The 17373-nt window shown below is 66.9% G+C and carries 15 protein-coding genes; 5 read left to right on the forward strand and 10 right to left on the reverse strand.

Features of this window, described 5'->3' with window-relative positions; all coding sequences use genetic code 11:
* The first annotated feature begins 16 nt into the window (after positions 1-16).
* From ribF to ispH, 4 genes are all read left to right on the forward strand, one after another.
* The gene (ribF, locus tag QWY84_RS07520; RefSeq protein WP_290201959.1) at positions 17-940 is read left to right on the forward strand and encodes a bifunctional riboflavin kinase/FAD synthetase; all 924 of its coding nucleotides are present in this window, start codon (positions 17-19) and stop codon (positions 938-940) included.
* A gap of 110 nt (positions 941-1050) precedes the next feature.
* Entirely contained in the window at positions 1051-3888 is a 2838-nt protein-coding gene (gene ileS / locus QWY84_RS07525) for an isoleucine--tRNA ligase (RefSeq protein ID WP_290201960.1), read from the forward strand.
* Between the two features lie 5 nt (positions 3889-3893).
* Positions 3894-4376 (forward strand): signal peptidase II, encoded by a 483-nt coding sequence (lspA, locus tag QWY84_RS07530; RefSeq protein WP_290201961.1) that lies wholly within the window; start codon positions 3894-3896, stop codon positions 4374-4376.
* 162 nt (positions 4377-4538) lie between these two features.
* Complete coding sequence (ispH, locus tag QWY84_RS07535) at positions 4539-5510, forward strand: 4-hydroxy-3-methylbut-2-enyl diphosphate reductase (RefSeq protein WP_290201962.1); 972 nt, start codon at positions 4539-4541, stop codon at positions 5508-5510.
* 90 nt (positions 5511-5600) lie between these two features.
* Here ispH and QWY84_RS20075 read toward each other — a convergent pair whose 3' ends face one another.
* The 7 genes from QWY84_RS20075 to QWY84_RS07565 form a co-directional block, all read right to left on the reverse strand.
* Complete coding sequence (locus QWY84_RS20075) at positions 5601-6161, reverse strand: GspH/FimT family pseudopilin (protein WP_353959874.1); 561 nt, start codon at positions 6159-6161, stop codon at positions 5601-5603.
* Between the two features lie 74 nt (positions 6162-6235).
* Entirely contained in the window at positions 6236-6661 is a 426-nt protein-coding gene (locus tag QWY84_RS07540; RefSeq protein ID WP_290201963.1) for a type IV pilin protein, read from the reverse strand.
* A 125-nt stretch (positions 6662-6786) separates the two neighbouring features.
* Entirely contained in the window at positions 6787-10269 is a 3483-nt protein-coding gene (locus QWY84_RS07545; RefSeq protein ID WP_290201964.1) for a pilus assembly protein, read from the reverse strand.
* Between the two features lie 12 nt (positions 10270-10281).
* Complete coding sequence (locus QWY84_RS07550) at positions 10282-10824, reverse strand: pilus assembly PilX family protein (RefSeq protein ID WP_290201965.1); 543 nt, start codon at positions 10822-10824, stop codon at positions 10282-10284.
* 45 nt (positions 10825-10869) lie between these two features.
* Positions 10870-11937, reverse strand: coding sequence for a PilW family protein (locus tag QWY84_RS07555; RefSeq protein WP_290201966.1), 1068 nt, complete (start codon positions 11935-11937; stop codon positions 10870-10872).
* Positions 11934-12383, reverse strand: coding sequence for a type IV pilus modification protein PilV (gene pilV, locus QWY84_RS07560; RefSeq protein WP_290201967.1), 450 nt, complete (start codon positions 12381-12383; stop codon positions 11934-11936). The genes QWY84_RS07555 and pilV overlap by 4 nt, the downstream gene beginning before the upstream one ends.
* 22 nt (positions 12384-12405) lie before the next feature.
* A complete protein-coding gene (locus QWY84_RS07565) occupies positions 12406-12912 on the reverse strand; it encodes a GspH/FimT family pseudopilin (protein WP_290201968.1) in 507 nt (168 codons plus the stop codon).
* A 164-nt stretch (positions 12913-13076) separates the two neighbouring features.
* Here QWY84_RS07565 and QWY84_RS07570 point away from each other — a divergent pair, with 164 nt between their 5' ends.
* The gene (locus tag QWY84_RS07570; RefSeq protein WP_290201969.1) at positions 13077-14015 is read left to right on the forward strand and encodes a universal stress protein; all 939 of its coding nucleotides are present in this window, start codon (positions 13077-13079) and stop codon (positions 14013-14015) included.
* Positions 14016-14046: 31 nt separating this feature from the next.
* Here QWY84_RS07570 and QWY84_RS07575 read toward each other — a convergent pair whose 3' ends face one another.
* Genes QWY84_RS07575 through QWY84_RS07585 form a run of 3 tightly spaced genes read right to left on the reverse strand, consistent with a single transcriptional unit; the run spans position 14047 to position 17365 of the window.
* Positions 14047-15219, reverse strand: a complete 1173-nt coding sequence (locus QWY84_RS07575) for an NADH:flavin oxidoreductase/NADH oxidase (RefSeq protein WP_290201970.1) — start codon at positions 15217-15219, stop codon at positions 14047-14049.
* Positions 15216-16016: a hypothetical protein gene (locus QWY84_RS07580; protein ID WP_290201971.1), complete on the reverse strand. Its 801-nt coding sequence runs from the start codon at positions 16014-16016 to the stop codon at positions 15216-15218. Before QWY84_RS07580 ends, QWY84_RS07575 begins: the two co-directional genes overlap by 4 nt.
* Positions 16016-17365, reverse strand: coding sequence for an amidase (locus QWY84_RS07585; protein WP_290201972.1), 1350 nt, complete (start codon positions 17363-17365; stop codon positions 16016-16018). Before QWY84_RS07585 ends, QWY84_RS07580 begins: the two co-directional genes overlap by 1 nt.
* Positions 17366-17373 lie beyond the last annotated feature (8 nt).

Genomic DNA, 17373 nt, shown 5'->3' on the forward strand with positions numbered 1-17373 from the left:
CGGCAAGCGAGGCGTCATGGAACTGATCCGCGGACCCTACAACCTGGCGCCCCGGCACCGGGGGTGCGTTGCCACCATCGGCAACTTCGACGGCGTGCACCTGGGCCATCAGGCGATCCTGCGCCGTCTGCGCGAGGCCGGGGACCGGCTCGGTCTGCCGACGCTGGTCATGAGCTTCGAGCCGCACCCGCTGGAGGTCTTCCGCCCCGGGGAAGCCCCCGCCCGCATCACGCCGCTGCGGGACAAGGCCCGGGCGCTGGCGGCGGCGGGGGTCGACCGGTTCCTGTGCATGCCGTTCCGGCCCGGCCTGGCGGCCATGACGCCGCAGGCGTTCATCGATGAGCTGCTGATCGGGCGGCTGGGCGTGCATTTTCTCATCGTCGGCGACGACTTCCGTTTCGGGCGCAATCGCTCCGGGGATTTCGACACCCTGCGCGAGGCCAGCGCGACCCGCGGTTTCGAGCTGGAGCGCACGCCCACCTACCAGGTGGACGGCGCCCGGGTCAGCAGCACCCGGGTGCGGCAGGCCCTGGCCGCCGGCGACCTGGCCGGGGCCGAGCGGCTGCTGGGGCACCCGTACACGCTGTCCGGGCGTGTGGTGCACGGTGACCGCATCGGGCGCGAGCTGGGCTTCCCCACGGCCAACATCCGGCTGCGCCGGCGGCCGACCATGGACGCGATCCTGGTGGCCGATGTCGACCTTGGCGACGGCCCGCGCCCCGGCATCGCCAGCATGGGAACGCGCCCGTCCGTGGGCGGCAGGAAGGCCTTGCTGGAGGTGTACCTGCTGGACTACAGCGGCAGCCTCTACGGCCGGCACCTGCAGGTTACGTTCCGGCACTGGCTGCGCGGGCAGGAGCACTACGACTCCCTGGACGCACTGCGCGGCCAGATCGCCCGGGACGTGGAAGCCGCGCGGGCCTGGTACGGCCTTTCATAGCGTTGCGTGCAGGGAACGGATTCCTCACGGCGCGGCGGCGCGATCTGGTACACTTTTCGGTTCATGTGCGCCCTTGAATCAACGACGGCACAGGCATTCCGGAGCGAGTGGTGAGCGACTACAAACACACCCTGAACCTGCCCAGTACCGATTTCCCCATGCGCGGCAACCTGGCCAAGCGCGAGCCGGAGATGCTGCAGCGGTGGGAATCCATGGATCTCTACAGCCATATCCGCGAGGCGCGGGCCGGGCGGGATACGTTCATCCTGCATGACGGCCCTCCGTACGCTAACGGCGAGATCCATATCGGCCATGCCGTCAACAAGATCCTCAAGGACGTCATCGTCAAGAGCCGCACGCTGGACGGCTACGACGCGCCGTACGTGCCGGGCTGGGACTGCCACGGCCTGCCCATCGAGCTCAAGGTCGAGCACGACATCGGCAAGGCCGGCGAGGACGTCAGCCTGCGGGAGTTCCGTGATGCCTGCCGGGCCTTCGCGCTGCGCCAGGTGGACACCCAGCGCCAGGACTTCAAGCGCCTGGGCGTGCTGGGTGACTGGGAGCGGCCGTACCTGACCATGGACTACCGCACCGAGGCCAACATTCTCCGCGCTCTGGGGCGGATCATGGCGCGGGGCCACATGGACCGCGGCTTCAAGCCCGTGCACTGGTGTGCCGACTGCGGCTCCGCCCTGGCCGAGGCCGAGGTGGAGTACCACGACCACACCTCGCCCGCCATCGACGTCCGCTACGCCGTGGTGGACCGGGATGATTTCGCCCGCCGCACGGAGATCGACGCCGCGGTGATCGCCGGCGTGCGCGTGTCCGTGCCCATCTGGACCACCACGCCCTGGACGCTGCCCGCCAGTCGTGCGGTCACCCTGCATCCCGAGCTGGACTACCGGCTGCTGCTGGTGGAGCACGAGGGCGAGCGCGAGGTCCTGCTGCTGGTGGACGGCGCCGAGGAAGAGGCGCTCGCCCGCTACGGCATGGCGGAGGTCGACGAGCTGGCCCGGGTGTCCGGCACGGCCCTGGAAGGGGCCCGGCTGCAGCATCCGTTCCTGGAGCAGGTGGTCCCGGTGACGCTGGGCGAGCACGTCACCACCGAGAGCGGCACGGGTGCCGTGCACACCGCACCCGGGCACGGCCAGGAAGACTACGTGGTGGGGCAGGCATACGGCCTGGAGGTGGCCAACCCGGTGGGCGACGACGGCCGCTTCCTCCCCGATACCCCGCATTTCGCCGGCCAGTTCGCCTTCGATGCCAACCGCAGCATCGTCGACCTGCTCCACGAGCGCGGCGCGCTGCTGGCGCACGTGCAGTACCGGCACAGCTACCCGTGCTGCTGGCGCCACAAGACGCCCATCCTGTTCCGGGCCACGCCCCAGTGGTTCATCAACCTGGAGCGGGCGGGGCTGCGGGAGAAGGCCCTGGGCGCGATCAGCGAGGTGCAGTGGATGCCCGCCTGGGGCGAGGCGCGCATCGACGGCATGGTGCGCAACCGGCCGGACTGGTGCATCTCCCGCCAGCGCAACTGGGGCGTGCCCATCGCGCTGTTCGTGGACAAGCGCACCGGCGAGCCCCACCCGGACACGCCGAAGCTGCTGGAGCAGGTGGCGCAGCGCATGGAGGCCGACGGCATCGACGCCTGGTACGACATCGAGCCGCAGGAGCTGCTCGGCGGCGAGGCCGGGCAGTACGAGAAGGTGCGGGATATCCTGGACGTGTGGTTCGACTCCGGCGTGACCCACGCCACCGTCCTGGAGGGCGACGAGCGCTTCCGCGTGCCGGCGGATCTGTACCTGGAGGGCTCCGACCAGCACCGCGGCTGGTTCCAGTCGTCGCTGCTCACCTCGGTAGCCATGCGCGATGCGGCGCCGTACCGGGGCGTGCTGACCCACGGCTTCACCGTGGACGCCGAGGGGCGCAAGATGTCCAAGTCCATGGGCAACGTCATCGCGCCCCAGGAAGTGATGAGCAAGCTGGGCGCCGACGTGCTGCGGCTGTGGGTGACCTCCGCCGATTACAGCGGCGAGCTGGCGGTGTCCGACGACATCCTCAAGCGCACCGCCGATGCCTATCGCCGGATCCGCAACACCGCCCGCTTCCTGCTGGGCAATCTCGCCGGCTTCGATCCCGCGCGGGACCAGGTGGCCCCGGAGCGCATGCTGGCCTTCGACCGCTGGGCCGTGGACCGGGCGCTGCAGGCCCAGGACGAGATCGTCCGCTGCTACGACCGCTACGAGTTCCACCGGATCTACCACCGCATCCACAATTTCTGTGCCGTGGACATGGGCAGCCTGTACCTGGACGTCACCAAGGACCGGCAGTACACGACCCCCGCCGACAGCCTGGCGCGGCGGTCCTGCCAGACGGCCATGTACCACATCCTCGAGGCCCTGGTGCGCTGGATCGCACCCATCCTGAGCTTTACCGCGGACGAGATCTGGCAGCACCTCCCCGGCGAGCGGGACGTCACGGTGTTCACCGCCGAGTGGTACCACCGCCTCGTGCCGCTGGACGGCGCCGACGGCTTCGATCGCGGGTTCTGGGACCAGGTGACCGCGGTCCGCGAGGCCGTGGCCCGGGAGCTGGAAGCCCTGCGCGCGGACAACCATATCGGCGCGTCCCTGGACGCCGAGGTGGACCTCTACTGCCAACCGGCGCTGCTGGAGCGGCTGCAGCAGCTGGGCGACGAGCTGCGCTTCCTGCTCATCACCTCCGAGGCACGCCTGCACCCGGCGGCGGAGATGCCGGCCGGTGCCGCTCGCGCCGGCCTCGACGACGACGGCGAGCTGGGGATCCGGGCAGTGCGGTCACCGCACGAGAAGTGCGCGCGCTGCTGGCATCGCCGGCCGGATGTCGGTGACCACGCCGGGCACCCCGAGCTGTGCGGGCGTTGCGTTGCCAACGTGGACGCCGACGGCGAAGTGCGCAGCGTCGCCTGAACGTCATGGGTGTACGCCTGCCCCTGTGGAGTGCCATCGCCATCGGCGTCGTGGTGGTGGATCAGCTCTCCAAGCTTGCCGCCCAGGCGTTCCTCGGCTATCACGAGCCCGTGGGGCTGCTGCCCGTTCTCAACCTCACCCTCAGCTACAACCCCGGGGCGGCGTTCAGCCTGCTGGGCAAGGCCGGCGGCTGGCAGCGCTGGCTGTTCATGGCGTTCGCCCTGGCGGTCAGCGTGTTCCTGGTTGCCTGGCTGCGGCGCCTGCCGCCCGGCGAGCGCTGGCAGACGTGGGGGCTGGCGCTGATCCTCGGCGGTGCGGTGGGCAATGTCATCGACCGCGTGGCCTACGGTCACGTGGTCGATTTCATCCACGTCTACTGGCGCGACTGGCACTACCCCATCTTCAATGTCGCCGATTCCGCCATCACCGTGGGGGTCGTGGTCGTGCTCATCCATGCGTTCTTCCTGGACGGCCGGAGAACAGCGTAGCCGGCCTCGCCGTGACGCCGGCGGCCGGGACTGTGGGAGGGGCTTCAGCCCCGACGGCAGCTGATGCTCGCCGGTCCCTGCCGCACTGTATCCGTCGTTTTGGTCAGCCACCGCGCCCGGGATACAATGCCACTCTCACTTGACCATCGGATGGACACCCGCATGCCACGCATTCTGCTCGCCAACCCCCGCGGCTTCTGCGCCGGGGTCGACCGCGCCATCATCATCGTCGAGCGCGCGCTGGAGAACTTCGGGGCGCCCATCTACGTGCGCCACGAGGTGGTGCACAACAAGCGCGTGGTGGACGGCCTGCGGGACAAGGGCGCGGTGTTCGTGGAGCAGCTCCACGAGGTGCCCGACGGCGCCACGGTGATCTTCTCCGCCCACGGCGTGCCCCAGTCCGTGCGCGATGAGGCCGCCGAGCGCGGCCTGCGCGTGTTCGATGCCACCTGCCCGCTGGTGACCAAGGTCCATCTGGAAGTGGAGAAGCACGCCCGCGCGGGCCGTGAGGTCGTGCTCATCGGCCACGACGGCCATCCCGAGGTGGAAGGCACCATGGGCCAGTACATCGGCGAGGGCGCGGAGCAGGGCGGCATCTACCTGGTGGAGACGGTGGCCGACGTGGCGCGGTTGCAGGTCAAGAATCCGGACGACCTGGCCTTCGTCAGCCAGACCACGCTGTCCACCGACGACACCGCGGCCATCATCGAGGCGCTGCAGGCGCGGTTCCCGGCGGTGCAGGGCCCGCGCAAGGACGATATCTGCTACGCCACCCAGAACCGCCAGGATGCGGTGAAGGAGATGGCCGCCGAGGCGGACATGCTCATCGTCGTCGGCGCCCGCAACTCGTCCAATTCCACCCGGCTGCGCGAGCTGGGCGAGCGCATGGGGATCCCCGCCTACCAGATCGATTCCGCCGAGGACCTCCGCGAGGAATGGATTCGCGGCCACGAGCTCATCGGCCTCACCGCCGGTGCCTCCGCCCCGGAAGAGCTGGTCCACGAGGTCATCCAGCGGCTCAAGGGCTGGGGCGTGGACGACCCCCGCGAGCTGAAGGGGCAGGCCGAGAACGTGGTCTTCTCCCTGCCGCGGGATCTGGTGCGCGCCGGCAAGGCGAGTGCCGCCCAGGGCTGACCGCCTGCCGGTCGGGGCTGAAGCCTCTCCCGCGGCTTTCCGCCAGCAGGGTTCTATGTGTCCCCGTCCCAATTCCCGTTCGGATCGCCCTCAGGGACAGGAGAGGAGTTCGCCTGGCCGCGCCGGCCGGAATCGCCCCGTCTGCGGCACGACAATGCCCCGGAGAGGCCCCCGGCGCCGCCCGCAGATTGTAAATCGCCCCGTGTACCCCGGTGTCATGCCTTGGGCGTTGAATCGGACGCGGTTCCGGATGTTGTTGTTGGTGACTATTACGAGACCGTCTTCGGGCCCGGTGCTGCGATGCAGGATTCTTCCCCCGCCGGAGTCACACCGCGAGTCTCCATCGCTGTCCTGGCAATTGTTCAGTCCCTGGGGATCTTCGAAGATGATCCACCCGCGGTTCCAGCGTCCAGAGCTGGCGCACGCCCGTTGAGTTCTGCTGCGGCAGGAGACGACCGGGATGTTGTTCTCGAGGGCGTGATGACGGGCGAGATTCAGGCTCGTGATTAGTTGATGATTTGCGGCGTAAGCTGCGTGTGATTCGATCAACCTCCCGAAGCCGGGCACGGCAAAGAAGACCGTGATTGCGATCAGGGCGAGCACGATCATGGCTTCGACAAGCGTAAATCCCGAGCGTGGGTATCCGCTCATGATCCTCCTCCGTGAGTGCTTGCGCGGGAGCTATCCTTGCTCCAGCGTGCCTGTCGTTGCTACTGCGACTTAGGTTACCAACAGTCTTCGACAGTTCCACCAGTGGCGCTTTTCTGGCCCGTTTCGTCCAGCCGCAGTGTTCCGCAACTGTCGCTGCTCTGTGGCCCCGCAGGCTGCGCTTCCAGAACGAAAGAGCCGGAATTGATGCTGTTGAACCCGAAATTGTAATACGCGGTACCGCCGTCTCGCGGTAGCTGGGTAAAGGGGAGGGACGGAGCGGAGCCGCCTGATGTGTCGTACCGGTTCTGTGCCGTTCGTCTGCGCTCCATGAACTGGGCGAGCTCGGTCAGGGCTGCAGTCGCATCCGCCCGGCGCGAGTTCTCGACAAATACGGAGTACGCGGGAATCGCGATGGATGCGAGGATCCCAATAACGGCAACCGTGATCATGAGCTCAATGAGCGTGAAGCCGCCGGCAGTTTTACGTTGTGCTGGTCTCATTTCTGGTTCCCGCTGATGATTGCGTCTCTCTGGGCATTTACCGGGCTATCGGCTAGCAGTCCTGCCGGTGTGAATCGTGGTTCCTCGGTGGCCGATACACGATCCACACCGGCGAGGATATTGTGCTAGTAGCCCAGTAGCAGCTCTCGCCAGGACTGCCGTCCAATGGGCTGGCGACCCCCCGTTTCCCGTTGTGCCTCGGGCGGGCCATCAGGCTGGGAAGTGACACTCACATCGCCGCCGTCGCCGTCGGAGGTGAATGACGGTGGTGTCTGGAAGTTGTCCGACCCTTGACCTGATCCCGTGGCATCTCCGTTCTCGCCGTCCAAGAAGTCTTCCTCGTTGATCTCTCCGTCACCATTGACGTCATAGACGCTGTACTCGAGGCGGGCGCCGGAGAAAGGATTCAGGTCCATACGCCAGCTCTGACCTCCGACGCTGCAAGGATTGTCGGAAGGTATCACCGTTGTAACGACCAGGCGGCCCCGACGGAGCTGGGGATTGAAGATAACGCGCTCCCCCAGGTTGTTGCCGTCGTAGACGAGATCGAGGAACCATCCCTCATCGTTGCTCGCGACCTGGTTCTCGGAGACGATTCGATAGCGCGTCCCGCTTTGGACGAGCTGCTCAACGATGGTCTGCTCCGTCAGGCTGTTTCGATCCACGGTTCCTCCAGACTCATCCTTGACTCCGTACAGTGTCTCCACTCTGGGGTCTGCTCCCGATGTCGTGTCCTCTTCCTCGATGTACTTGCCGGTGCCGAACAGGACGTAGACGTCGCCTCTTTCGTCCAACGTAACTTCAGGCTCCGTCGTGATCGGCTGGCGTTCGCCGCTGGCGCTTTCGGCCTCGAACAGGGGCAGATTATTGTTGCCCTGGTTGTACGCAACGGACCAGTCGGGATTGTTCGCCGAGTCATCCGATACGTCGAACTTCCACATCCGGCCGTGCAGATCGCCGGCGTAAATGGTGTCGATGTTGCCGTTGCCGTTCAGATCGGCGATAAAGGGCGCGGCCATGCCGTTGGGATCGGCCGCGCTCCCGGCATCGTCGGGCTCCAGAACCTGGTAGTCGGTGGGATCCTCCAGGTTGACGATATACAGCTTGGCCTGATGGCTGTCGCTGTTGTAGCCGTTGCCGAACACCGCGACCCAGTCGCCATTCTCCATGCGGCCGAGCTTCGGCTGGCCAATGGTCCTACCCATGTCCTCGTGAGAGAACTCCCAGAGCACGTCGTCGGGCCCCATGTCGTTCGGATTGGTCACGTCCAGGGCAAAGACGCTGTTTCCGCCGTGTCCTGTCGCACCCAGGAGGATCGTGCTCCAGCTACTGTTCGTGAACGCATCGCCCGCGTTGGGGGATGCGTTCACGTAGTACTGGTGATCGTAATCCTGATCCGTGAGCTGATTCAGATTGTCGAAGACACCCCCGGGCACGTACGAAAACACCTCCTGGCCGGTATCCGCGTCGAAGCCATGGAGCATGCCGTCGTTGGCGCCGACATACAGCATGGGCCGCCGGGATTCGTTGCCGTTGCGGAACGAGAAATAAGTGTCACCACCCTCGTCATCCGCCAGCGTCGAGTAGCCGTAGTCCTGGGCGCCGACGAACAACGGGTTGGAGTCGACGATGTCACCGAGTAGGGAGTTCCGTACCCGGAAATCACCCGCCGACTGACCTTCCTCGGATTGGTCGCCGGCCAGATAGGCGAGCCGCTCCTCACCCCGACCGTCCGTGCCGCCATTGGGATCCTGGTTCAGCGCGTCCTGCTGCCCGGTAGAGAGATCGTTCCATTCGGTAAAGTCGATGCCGTTCTCGAAAACGGTGTCACCGGACGTGTTCACGCTGAGAATATTCCGGTCCGATCCATCTATCAGCTCACCGGCTTCCCAGAGCTCTTCGCCGACCGTGCCGTCCTCGTTGAGCTCGTATGCGAGGAGCTCACCGGTCCAGTCACCGCTGTCGAAACGCGCCTGGTAGGCCTTGGTGTCGGCATCCAGGGAGGTGGAGTTCGTCGTCGCGGACGACGACGTACTGGTGCGCGCGGAGATATTGCCCAGCGCCTTGCGCAACCCCTCGATCACCTGCTGGGGCGTGCGCGCCGAGACGTAGGTGCCACGGGCGTTCCAGGCCGCGTGCCAGAGATCGTCGATCTTCTCGGGCGCCTCGTCGCCGACGTTTGTCGGATTACCCCAGTCATCACCGTCGTCCAGTTCAGGGTTCGGCCAGCCGTCATCATCCGTGTCTTCCAGGATGCCCTCGACACCGAATGCGACGGTGAACGTGTTCATGTGCTGGTGCGTGGCGTCGTCGAACTCGTCCGGAGGCACCTCGTTGGGGAGATTGCTCAGGTCGCGGTTGTAATATTCCTTGGCCACGTCCGCGAGCGTGTTGCTGTGCCCGTCGCCGTCTTCGTCACCGACGCCCCCGAACGACTGGTTCCAGTATCCGTCACTGAAGAGCACCGTGAAGTTCTTCTGGCACGCTTCGACGATCGGGTCCCGTGTGCCGCTTCGATTGCCGTCGTAGTATTCGCCAACGTTCTCCAGAGCTTGCCGCAGTGGCGTGCCCTCATTCGGTTGATCGAATGCGTAGAGCTCTTCGCGAAGCTGTTGGTCGTGCGTGCTGAAATCGCCCTGGCTTTCTTCCGGGACCTCCACGAAAAGCTCGTGATCATTGTTCAGTACGCTCAGCCCGTAGCGGTACCCGGGCGAGGTCTCGATGACATCGGCGATCGCGTTCTTCGCCACGAACATGCGCCGACGATGATACTGATACCAGTTGGCGATGTTCTGTTTCAGCGTCTCGGCCTGGGTGCCCGTGATGCTGGTCAGGGTCTCCGTCGACGTCTCAAGGTCGTCGCCGTTATAGGAAGACGTGATGCGCTCCCTGCGGACGGTATCCCCGTCAACTTCGTGCCGAATCCGCGTATCCCAAAGATCGACCTCGCCGTTGGCGGAATCGGTCATGTTCTCGTTCGTGCCGCGCCGGGGCCGGTCGCCCGAGTACCCCTTGTCGTCGATCCACTCGTACCAGACGAACCCGTCGAGGTCGCGCTCGTTGCCGCTTTCCGCAGGGTTGGAGCGCGCGCTGTCGAAGTCTGCATCGTCGTGCCCAGGCCACGGCTGGTAGTTGAAGCCCGGATCGAACCAGGTAACGTTCAGGGATGACGAACGGGTGCGCCAGTCACGCTCGACGAAACTGTCGCCGCACGTCCTTGCATTGCCGTTGCCGCTCCATTGCGTGCAATTGTTGCCGTAGACGTTGTCCGAGTTCTCGAACAGATAGATGTAGGAATAGTTTCGGTTGTTGTAATGCGCCTCCCATCTGCCGGTGGTGATCTTGTCGTTGTCGCAATCCCAGTTGCCTGACGCGTCCGGTGCATCCGGGTCGTAGGCGCAGTAGTGCCAGTACGGCGTCATCAGCATCTCGAAATCCATGGATCCCGAATCATCGAGCTCGAAGAACACGTTTGGCGCGACCCGGTTGTTCACCGTGAGCGGTACATCGGACAGATTCAGGTCAGCGTAGGCCGGTGAGGCCACCATGGCGAACAGAACCGCTGCGGTGACCGGCTTGCGATGGCGAAAGATGGTTTCCATGAACATGTTCTTTTTCCCTCAGCAAGTGGGCCGAAATGTGCTCTGCAGGATCGACCGTGTGTTCTCGTTGCCACCGACGCCCAGCGCCGTTACGCGGAACGCTCTTGGAAGGCCGCCCCCGGGCGCCCCTGCTTCCGCCGAGCTGCCGGCACACCGCACTCTCGGAAGCTCTTCGATGAAGTAGTGGGGCTGCTCGCTGATGCCGTGGAGGTCGGTTCCTTGATATTCCCGGCTGTTGGCATCAGAAAAGGCCGAATCGTCTTGCCAGTCCGGTGGTCGCGTGCTCGAGCTGCTGAAATGGTAGAGGCCATCACTGCCGTCGAAGTCACCGGTCGGCGGCAGATTGTTGTCCAAGAACTCCTCTGCGTCGCGCAACGCTGCCTCGGCGGCCTGCATCGCGACGTTCGTATCGCGCGTATTCGCTGCCATGCGTTCCTGCATGGTGGTCGACTGCATCCCTGCGACACCGATCAGCGTCAGGACCATCAGGAGAATCAGACTGACGATCAGGATGGCGCCGTCTTGGTTGCCCGTATTGGCGAGTCGGCTTCCCGTGGCCATGTGCCTACCCCAAGTGCGTAAAGATCTGTTGAGCGTTCCGCGGCGTCACGGCGCGCGATTCCGCAGCGTCGCGGTGGTTTCGAATACCCGATACAGACGCTGATCCGGTGCGGAAAATGTCCCCCCGTCGTAGTTGAGAGATACGGGGTCATCCGCCAGGAAATCCCGCTGGGAGTAGGTGAGGAACTCCGCGCGGGCGCTCATGACGTTTTCCCAGTCCGAGACGCTACCGGCGTCGCGGAAGGCGTTGATGCTTCTGTCGCCGTTGGTGTCGACGCCGTAGCGCAGCTGCATGTCCCGGATGCCGGGGACGAGCTCTTCAGCATCGCCGTCGGCTACCTTGCGGAAAAGCCCCGGTCCGTCGATACCGTCACCGATGAAATAGATAATGGTCTCCATGCGGTGCAGCTCGGCGCCCTGGCCGAACTGCTCCTCTTCGGGGTCGCTGCTGCCGCCCCAGCTGGACTCCGCGTTACCTGGGTCGCCGCTGGCAGAATGAACGACGTTGACTTCACTGCCGCCGCCTGTTGTCTGGAGGTTTGTTATCTGGAAAACACGCGATTTCGAGCAATCGGAGACCATCACGATGTCGTTCTGGCAAAGGCCGCTGACGCGGTCGGTGTCATCAGGACAGGCGTCATCCTCGACCCCGGTCACTTCGGCGAAAAGCTGGGCACTGTTGTTGTTTTTGGTAATTCTCACCGGGCTGCCGGCCATCCGGCGGATGATGACCACATCAGTCCCTTCCTCGATATCGGTATCGACGACATTCAGCCGGGAAGGAAGCGACGCGCCGACGTCGTCGAAACCTTCGATGCCTACATCGAAATCCCAGAGAGTTGAACTGCTGTTATTCAGCGTGCTGTCCACCGGCGCATCCTGCATGCAACCCGCATACCCCGCCATGCGCAGGTCGCGGGCCAGGAACGCCATGGCGAACCGGCCATTTTCTTGGATGCGTGAGGAAGCCTCCTGAACCCGATAGCTTTGCCGGCTGCTATTGAATATCTGTAGCACGCCCGCAAGGAGTATCAGGCTGATCGTGATGCCGACCATGATCTCCACCAGGCTGAAGCCTGACTGGCGGCTGCGAACGCTCTGTACCGTCGTCATAGTCTCGTGTCCGTGCGGAACTGGATGGTGTTGTCGCCGCTTTCGTCCGCTACCCGCTCGTCCCACTGGATTACGATTTCCACAGTGTTATCGCTACCGAGATCGATGCCCCCCTGGCCGGCCGGCAGCACGTCGTCGAGGCGGTCTTTCCATGCTGTGAGGTCCTGGGCGGCAATGGACCCTCCGCCAGGGGCGCTATCGCCCAGCCCCGTCTCGTAGTCGCCGTTCAGCGCCGAGTCACGGTTGGCGCGCATCCGGTCGGCGATATCGTTGGCCAGCATGGTTGCCTGTGATCGGTAGTAGGCGTCCTGGTTGTTCTTCGTACCGGCCAGTTGCAGGCTGGCGAGCCCGAGCAGGCCGATGGAAAGGATGATTACGGCAATCAGTACTTCGATCAGCGAAAATCCCGACTGACCTGACTTCGTTGCGTGATTTGACAAGTCCATCAATGAACACCGCATGCAATAGTCATGGGGAGGGGCAGTTCGCGTCCCGTTCCGGGTTGCAGGAACGAACGCGGCCTGTCCTGGATATCTCGATATACCGCTCTCGGCGCGGATCGGCAGAACTACCGATGAAAATCCGGAATTGTTCGTCGCTGTTTCCGTCCAGCATTCCGGAGGGGTTGTAGACGACCTGTCCCGGTGCATTGGCAATCTCGACGGATGGTTCCGCCGGATCCTGTTGTCGGATCGTGCTGGAGTCCCCGGTATCGACCACCCGCCAGCCGCACTGCCAGTCCTGACGGCCCTGGCTACAGCTGGCGGTGCGAGTTGTCAGGCTCACAGGGCGTCCCCGGCTAAGCGCCTCGCTCCGTGCCGCGCTGAGGCCCACGATCAGGTCGTTGGTCGCCGTCGAGATGCGACTGCTGTCGATGGTCGACCGAAAGCTCGGCACGGCAACCGTTGCGACAATCACCGCGAGAGCGATCGTGATCATGAGCTCGATCAGTGTGAAAGCGCGTTCTTTTTGCATGGCTCTTGTATAGCGTCGGCCCCGGCCGCCTGACCAGCCCGGAGGCGACGGGCTGCTCGTGTGTCCCGATGAGCGGCACGGAGCGGGCAGAGTTAATCTGGGTCAACGCAGCGCCGGTGTTTTCTGTTCCATAATGAAACCATCGTTACCAGGAGGAAGACGGCATGACCGACGCAATCAGGACCCTGCTCGTTCCCGTGGACGGCTCCAGGCACGCGGCCGCGGCGGCGCGCTACGCGGACGGGCTCGCCCGTGCGCTGGGCGCGCGCGTGGTGTTGCTGCACGCGTTCCCAGAATCCGCCCGGGCGCTGCTCGAACGCCTGGGCAACACTGCCGAGCAGGCCGTGGTCGCCCGTCTGTCCACCGAGGACTTCGATCGCATGCGCAAGGACAGCGCGGCCCGGGCATACGCCAATGCCCGCAGCGAGCTGCCGCAGGATGCCGTCGCCATGGACGAGGAGCTCATCGACGGGGACCCGGCCGAGGCGGTGGCGGCGTACGCGCGCTCGGCCGATGCACCGGCCATCGTCACGGGCTGGCGCGGGCTCGGGCGGGTGCGGGAGTTCCTGGTGGGCAGTGTCAGCGAGGGGATTCTCCAGCGCGCCGAATGCCCCGTTACCGTCGTCAGCGATGACGACGTCGTCGCCCCGCGGACCTACGTGGTTCCGGTGGACGGCTCCGAGGCGTCCCTGGCGGCGGCCGCGCATGCAGGCAGGCTGGCCCGGGCCACGGGTATGCCCGTGCATCTGCTGCACGTGTTCCCGAACACACCCCACGAGATCCCCGGGGTCGCGGGGAGCATGGCGGAGCTGGCCGGGGTCGGGCCGTTCGCCGACGAGAGCTTCCAGGAGCTCGGGCGGGAATCGGCGGAGCGCGCGTTCGCCCGGGCGCGCAAGAAAATCGGCGACGCCGGCGTCGAGATCACGGATGTCCGCCGCGGCGGCGATGCGGCCACCGCGATCACCGCCTACAGCCGCGAGGTGGCCCCGGCGGAGGTCGTCATGGGCCGGCGCGGGCTGTCCCGGGTCGAGCGCTTCCTGGTCGGCAGCGTCAGCCGGCGCGTGGTCCACGGCGCCTACGGCCCGGTGACCGTCGTTCACTGAGGCCGGTAGACACGCCGCGGGCCGGACGCGCCTAGAAGATGTTCGAGCGCTCGTACTGCACCGGCCAGGTCACGTTCTCCGCCCTGAGCGCGGCCGCGGAGCGCAACGGCCAGACCGGGTCGGCGAGCAGGGCGCGCCCCAGGACCACCAGGTCCGCCTGGCCGTTGGCGACCACCGACTCGGCCAGGTCGGCGCCGTGGATCAGCCCCACGGCGGCGGTGGGCATGCCCGTGGCCTCGCGGATGCGCTGCGCGAACGGCACCTGGTAGCCGGGGTGGATGGGGATCTGCTGGCGCGGGTCATTGCCGCCGGAGGAGCAGTCCACCAGGTCCACCTCGCCGCGCTCGCGCAGGATGCCCACCAGCCGGATGGACTGCTCCAGGTCCCAGCCGCCGTCCACCCAGTCGCTGACCGACAGCCGCAGGAACAGCGGCAGCTCGGCGGGCCATTCCCGCCGCACCGCTTCCAGGGACTCCAGCAGGAAGCGGATGCGGTTGTCGAAGCTGCCGCCGTAGTCGTCCGTGCGCTCGTTGCTCAGCGGCGAGAGGAACTGGTGCAGCAGGTAGCCGTGGGCGGCATGCAGCTCCAGCAGCTTGAAGCCCGCCTCCCGGGCACGCCGCACGGACGCCTGCAGCGTATCCAGCTCGGCGGCGATATCATCGCCGGACAGCGGCGTCGGCACGGGCCAGCCGGCGGCGTAGGGCTTGTCCGAGGCGGAGACCACCTCCCAGCCGCCCTCGGCCACGGGAATGGGCTGCGTGCCCTCCCACGGGCGGCCCACGGAGGCCTTGCGCCCGGCATGGCCGAGCTGGATCGCCGGCACCGCGCCCTGCGCCTCGACAAAGCCGGCGATACGCGCCAGCCGGTCGCGCTGCTCGTCGTTCCACAGGCCCAGGCAGTAGTGGGTGATGCGCCCGCGCGGCTCCACGTGGACCGCCTCCGTGGACACGATGCCGGCACCGCCCACCGCGCGGGCGCCCAGGTGGACAAGGTGCCAGTCGTTGGTCAGCCCGTCCTGCCCGGAGTACTGGCACATGGGCGAGAGCATGATGCGGTTGCGGCTGGTCACCGAGCGGAAGCTCGTCGGCCGGAACAGGTGCGGGTGCGGGTCGCGCTTGAGGATGCGGCGGGCGTTCTCGCCGCTGGTGCGCGAGTCGGCGACGTCCTGCCGGCTGCTGCTGTCGTTGCGCTCGGAATCGCTCATGACTGATGCCCTCGGGTAGCGTGCATGCGTTGGTGCAGGTGGATCAGCGCGAACATGGCGGCGCTGAGGCCCAGGGATGCGGCCAGCGCCGCGAAGAACGCACCCAGCCCGCCCAGGGTCTCGGCGGTGAGGCCGGCGGTGGCGGCGAAGGCGATGAGGCTGAACATGCCGCGCTGGGCCGTGGCGATGGTGGCCCGCGCGGTGGCCACGCCGAAGCGCTGCTGGAGGGTCAGGGCGATGGTGATGAAGCCCACGGGAAAGCCGGTGAGCGTGCCGGACACCAGCGGCCCGAAGCCGGTGGCCACCGTGGTGGCCACCCCGACCAGCACGCCGGCGAGCACGCCCCGGAAGATCAGGTCCGGCCAGCGGTTGGGCGCCGCGGCCCGGGTCGGCGGCAGGCGCAGGTAGCGGTCCAGCCCCATGGCCAGCCCGAAGACCCCCGCGTAGACCAGCAGCGCGGTCCCCACGCCGCCCGGAATGCGGCTGAACACCAGCGCGCTGGCCATCCAGCCGAGAATGGACAGGAGAATGCTGCTGATGGCCCCCAGCCGCGCGGCCGCCAGCACATAGCACATGGTGAACACCAGGGTGGCGGTGAGCGCGTGCAGCGCCGATACCGCCGCCTCGGCGACGAACGCCGGCGACTGCTCCCGGCCCAGGAAGAAGAACGCCGGCGCGAGCACGATGGGCGTGCCCGCGATGATGCCGCCGAGGCGCGGCCCCAGGTGGCCCACGCTGAGCGTGACGCCGATGACGACCACCGCGGTGGCCAGCATCTTGACGGCGATCGCCTCCATCAGGCTCCGCTGCCCGCTACCAGCGCCTCCACGCCCGCGGCCCGCCGCAGCAGCTCCCGGTCGCCGTTGCGCGGCCCGAGCAGCATGCAGCCCACGGGCAGGGCGCCGGGCTCATGGCAGGGCAGGGAGATGCCGCACAGGTCCAGCAGGTTGCCAACCGTGGGGTTGCGCAGCGCCAGCAGGTTCAGCCGGGCGTAGTCCTCGTCCCGCTCCAGCTCGCTGAGCAGCGGCGGCACGATGGGCACCGTGGGCATGACCAGGGCGTCGTAGTCGGCCAGCAGCGTGTCGACGCGCGCCATCATGCGCTGGCGGCGCTGCAGGAGTTCCAGGTAGTCGGCGGCGGTCATTCCTGCGCCACGCTCCATGCGGCTGCGCACCCGGGGGTCGTAGTCGTCGCCCCGGGTCTCGAGCCAGCCGCGGTGGACATGGTAGGACTCGGCGGCGGTGAACCCCCCGCCCTCCAGGAGGTCCGGGATGTCCCCCAGGACGGCGGCCTCGACGTCCTCCACCACGGCACCGGCATCCCGGAGCCGCCGCAGGGCGCGGTCGAATGCCGCCGCGACGTGCTCGTCCATGTCGTCCCGGACGTAGGTGGTGGGCACCGCCAGCCGCAGCCCGTGCACCGGGCGCGGTGTCAGCGGGGCCGACGGGCCGGCGCTCATGACCGCATCGAGCCGGGCGCAGCAGTCCACCGTGGGCGCGATGGGCCCCACGGTATCCAGGGTGGTGGACAGCGGGAACACCCCGTCCCGCGGCACGCGCTTCTGGGTCGGCTTGAATCCCACCAGCCCGCAGAACGCCGCCGGGATGCGTACCGAGCCGCCGGTGTCGGTACCGATGCCGGCGGCGGCCATGCCCCGGGCGACGGCCACGGCCGAGCCGGACGACGACCCGCCGGGAATGCGGCCGGGGGCCAGGGGATTGTCCGGCGTGCCGAAGTGCGGGTTCAGGCCCACGCCCGAATAGGCGAACTCGGTCATGTTGGTGTGCCCGGTCAGCACCGCGCCCGCCTTGCGCAGGCGCTGCACCGCCGCGGCGTCGGCGGACGCCGGCGGGGCGTCGCGGAGCAGCCGGGAGCCGGCGTGGGTGATCGCCCCGGCGACATCGAACAGGGCCTTCAGCGCCACCGGCAGGCCCGCCAGGGGCGGCCGCGGGGCGCCGGCGGCGCGCAGGCCGTCCACGGTGTGTGCCTGGGCCCGGGCCGTGGTAGGGAACAGCGCCGTGTACACGGAGCCGTCATCCGCGGCACCGATGCGTTCCAGGGCGCTCCCCAGCAGCGCTTCCGCCGTGGTCTCGCCGTTGTCCAGGCGGGCGAGGGTGGTGCCGAGGGAGGGCGGTGATGCGTTCATGGAGGTCC

It is taken from the genome of Aquisalimonas lutea, assembly GCF_030409225.1.
Taxonomy (GTDB): Bacteria; Pseudomonadota; Gammaproteobacteria; order Nitrococcales; family Aquisalimonadaceae; genus Aquisalimonas; species Aquisalimonas lutea.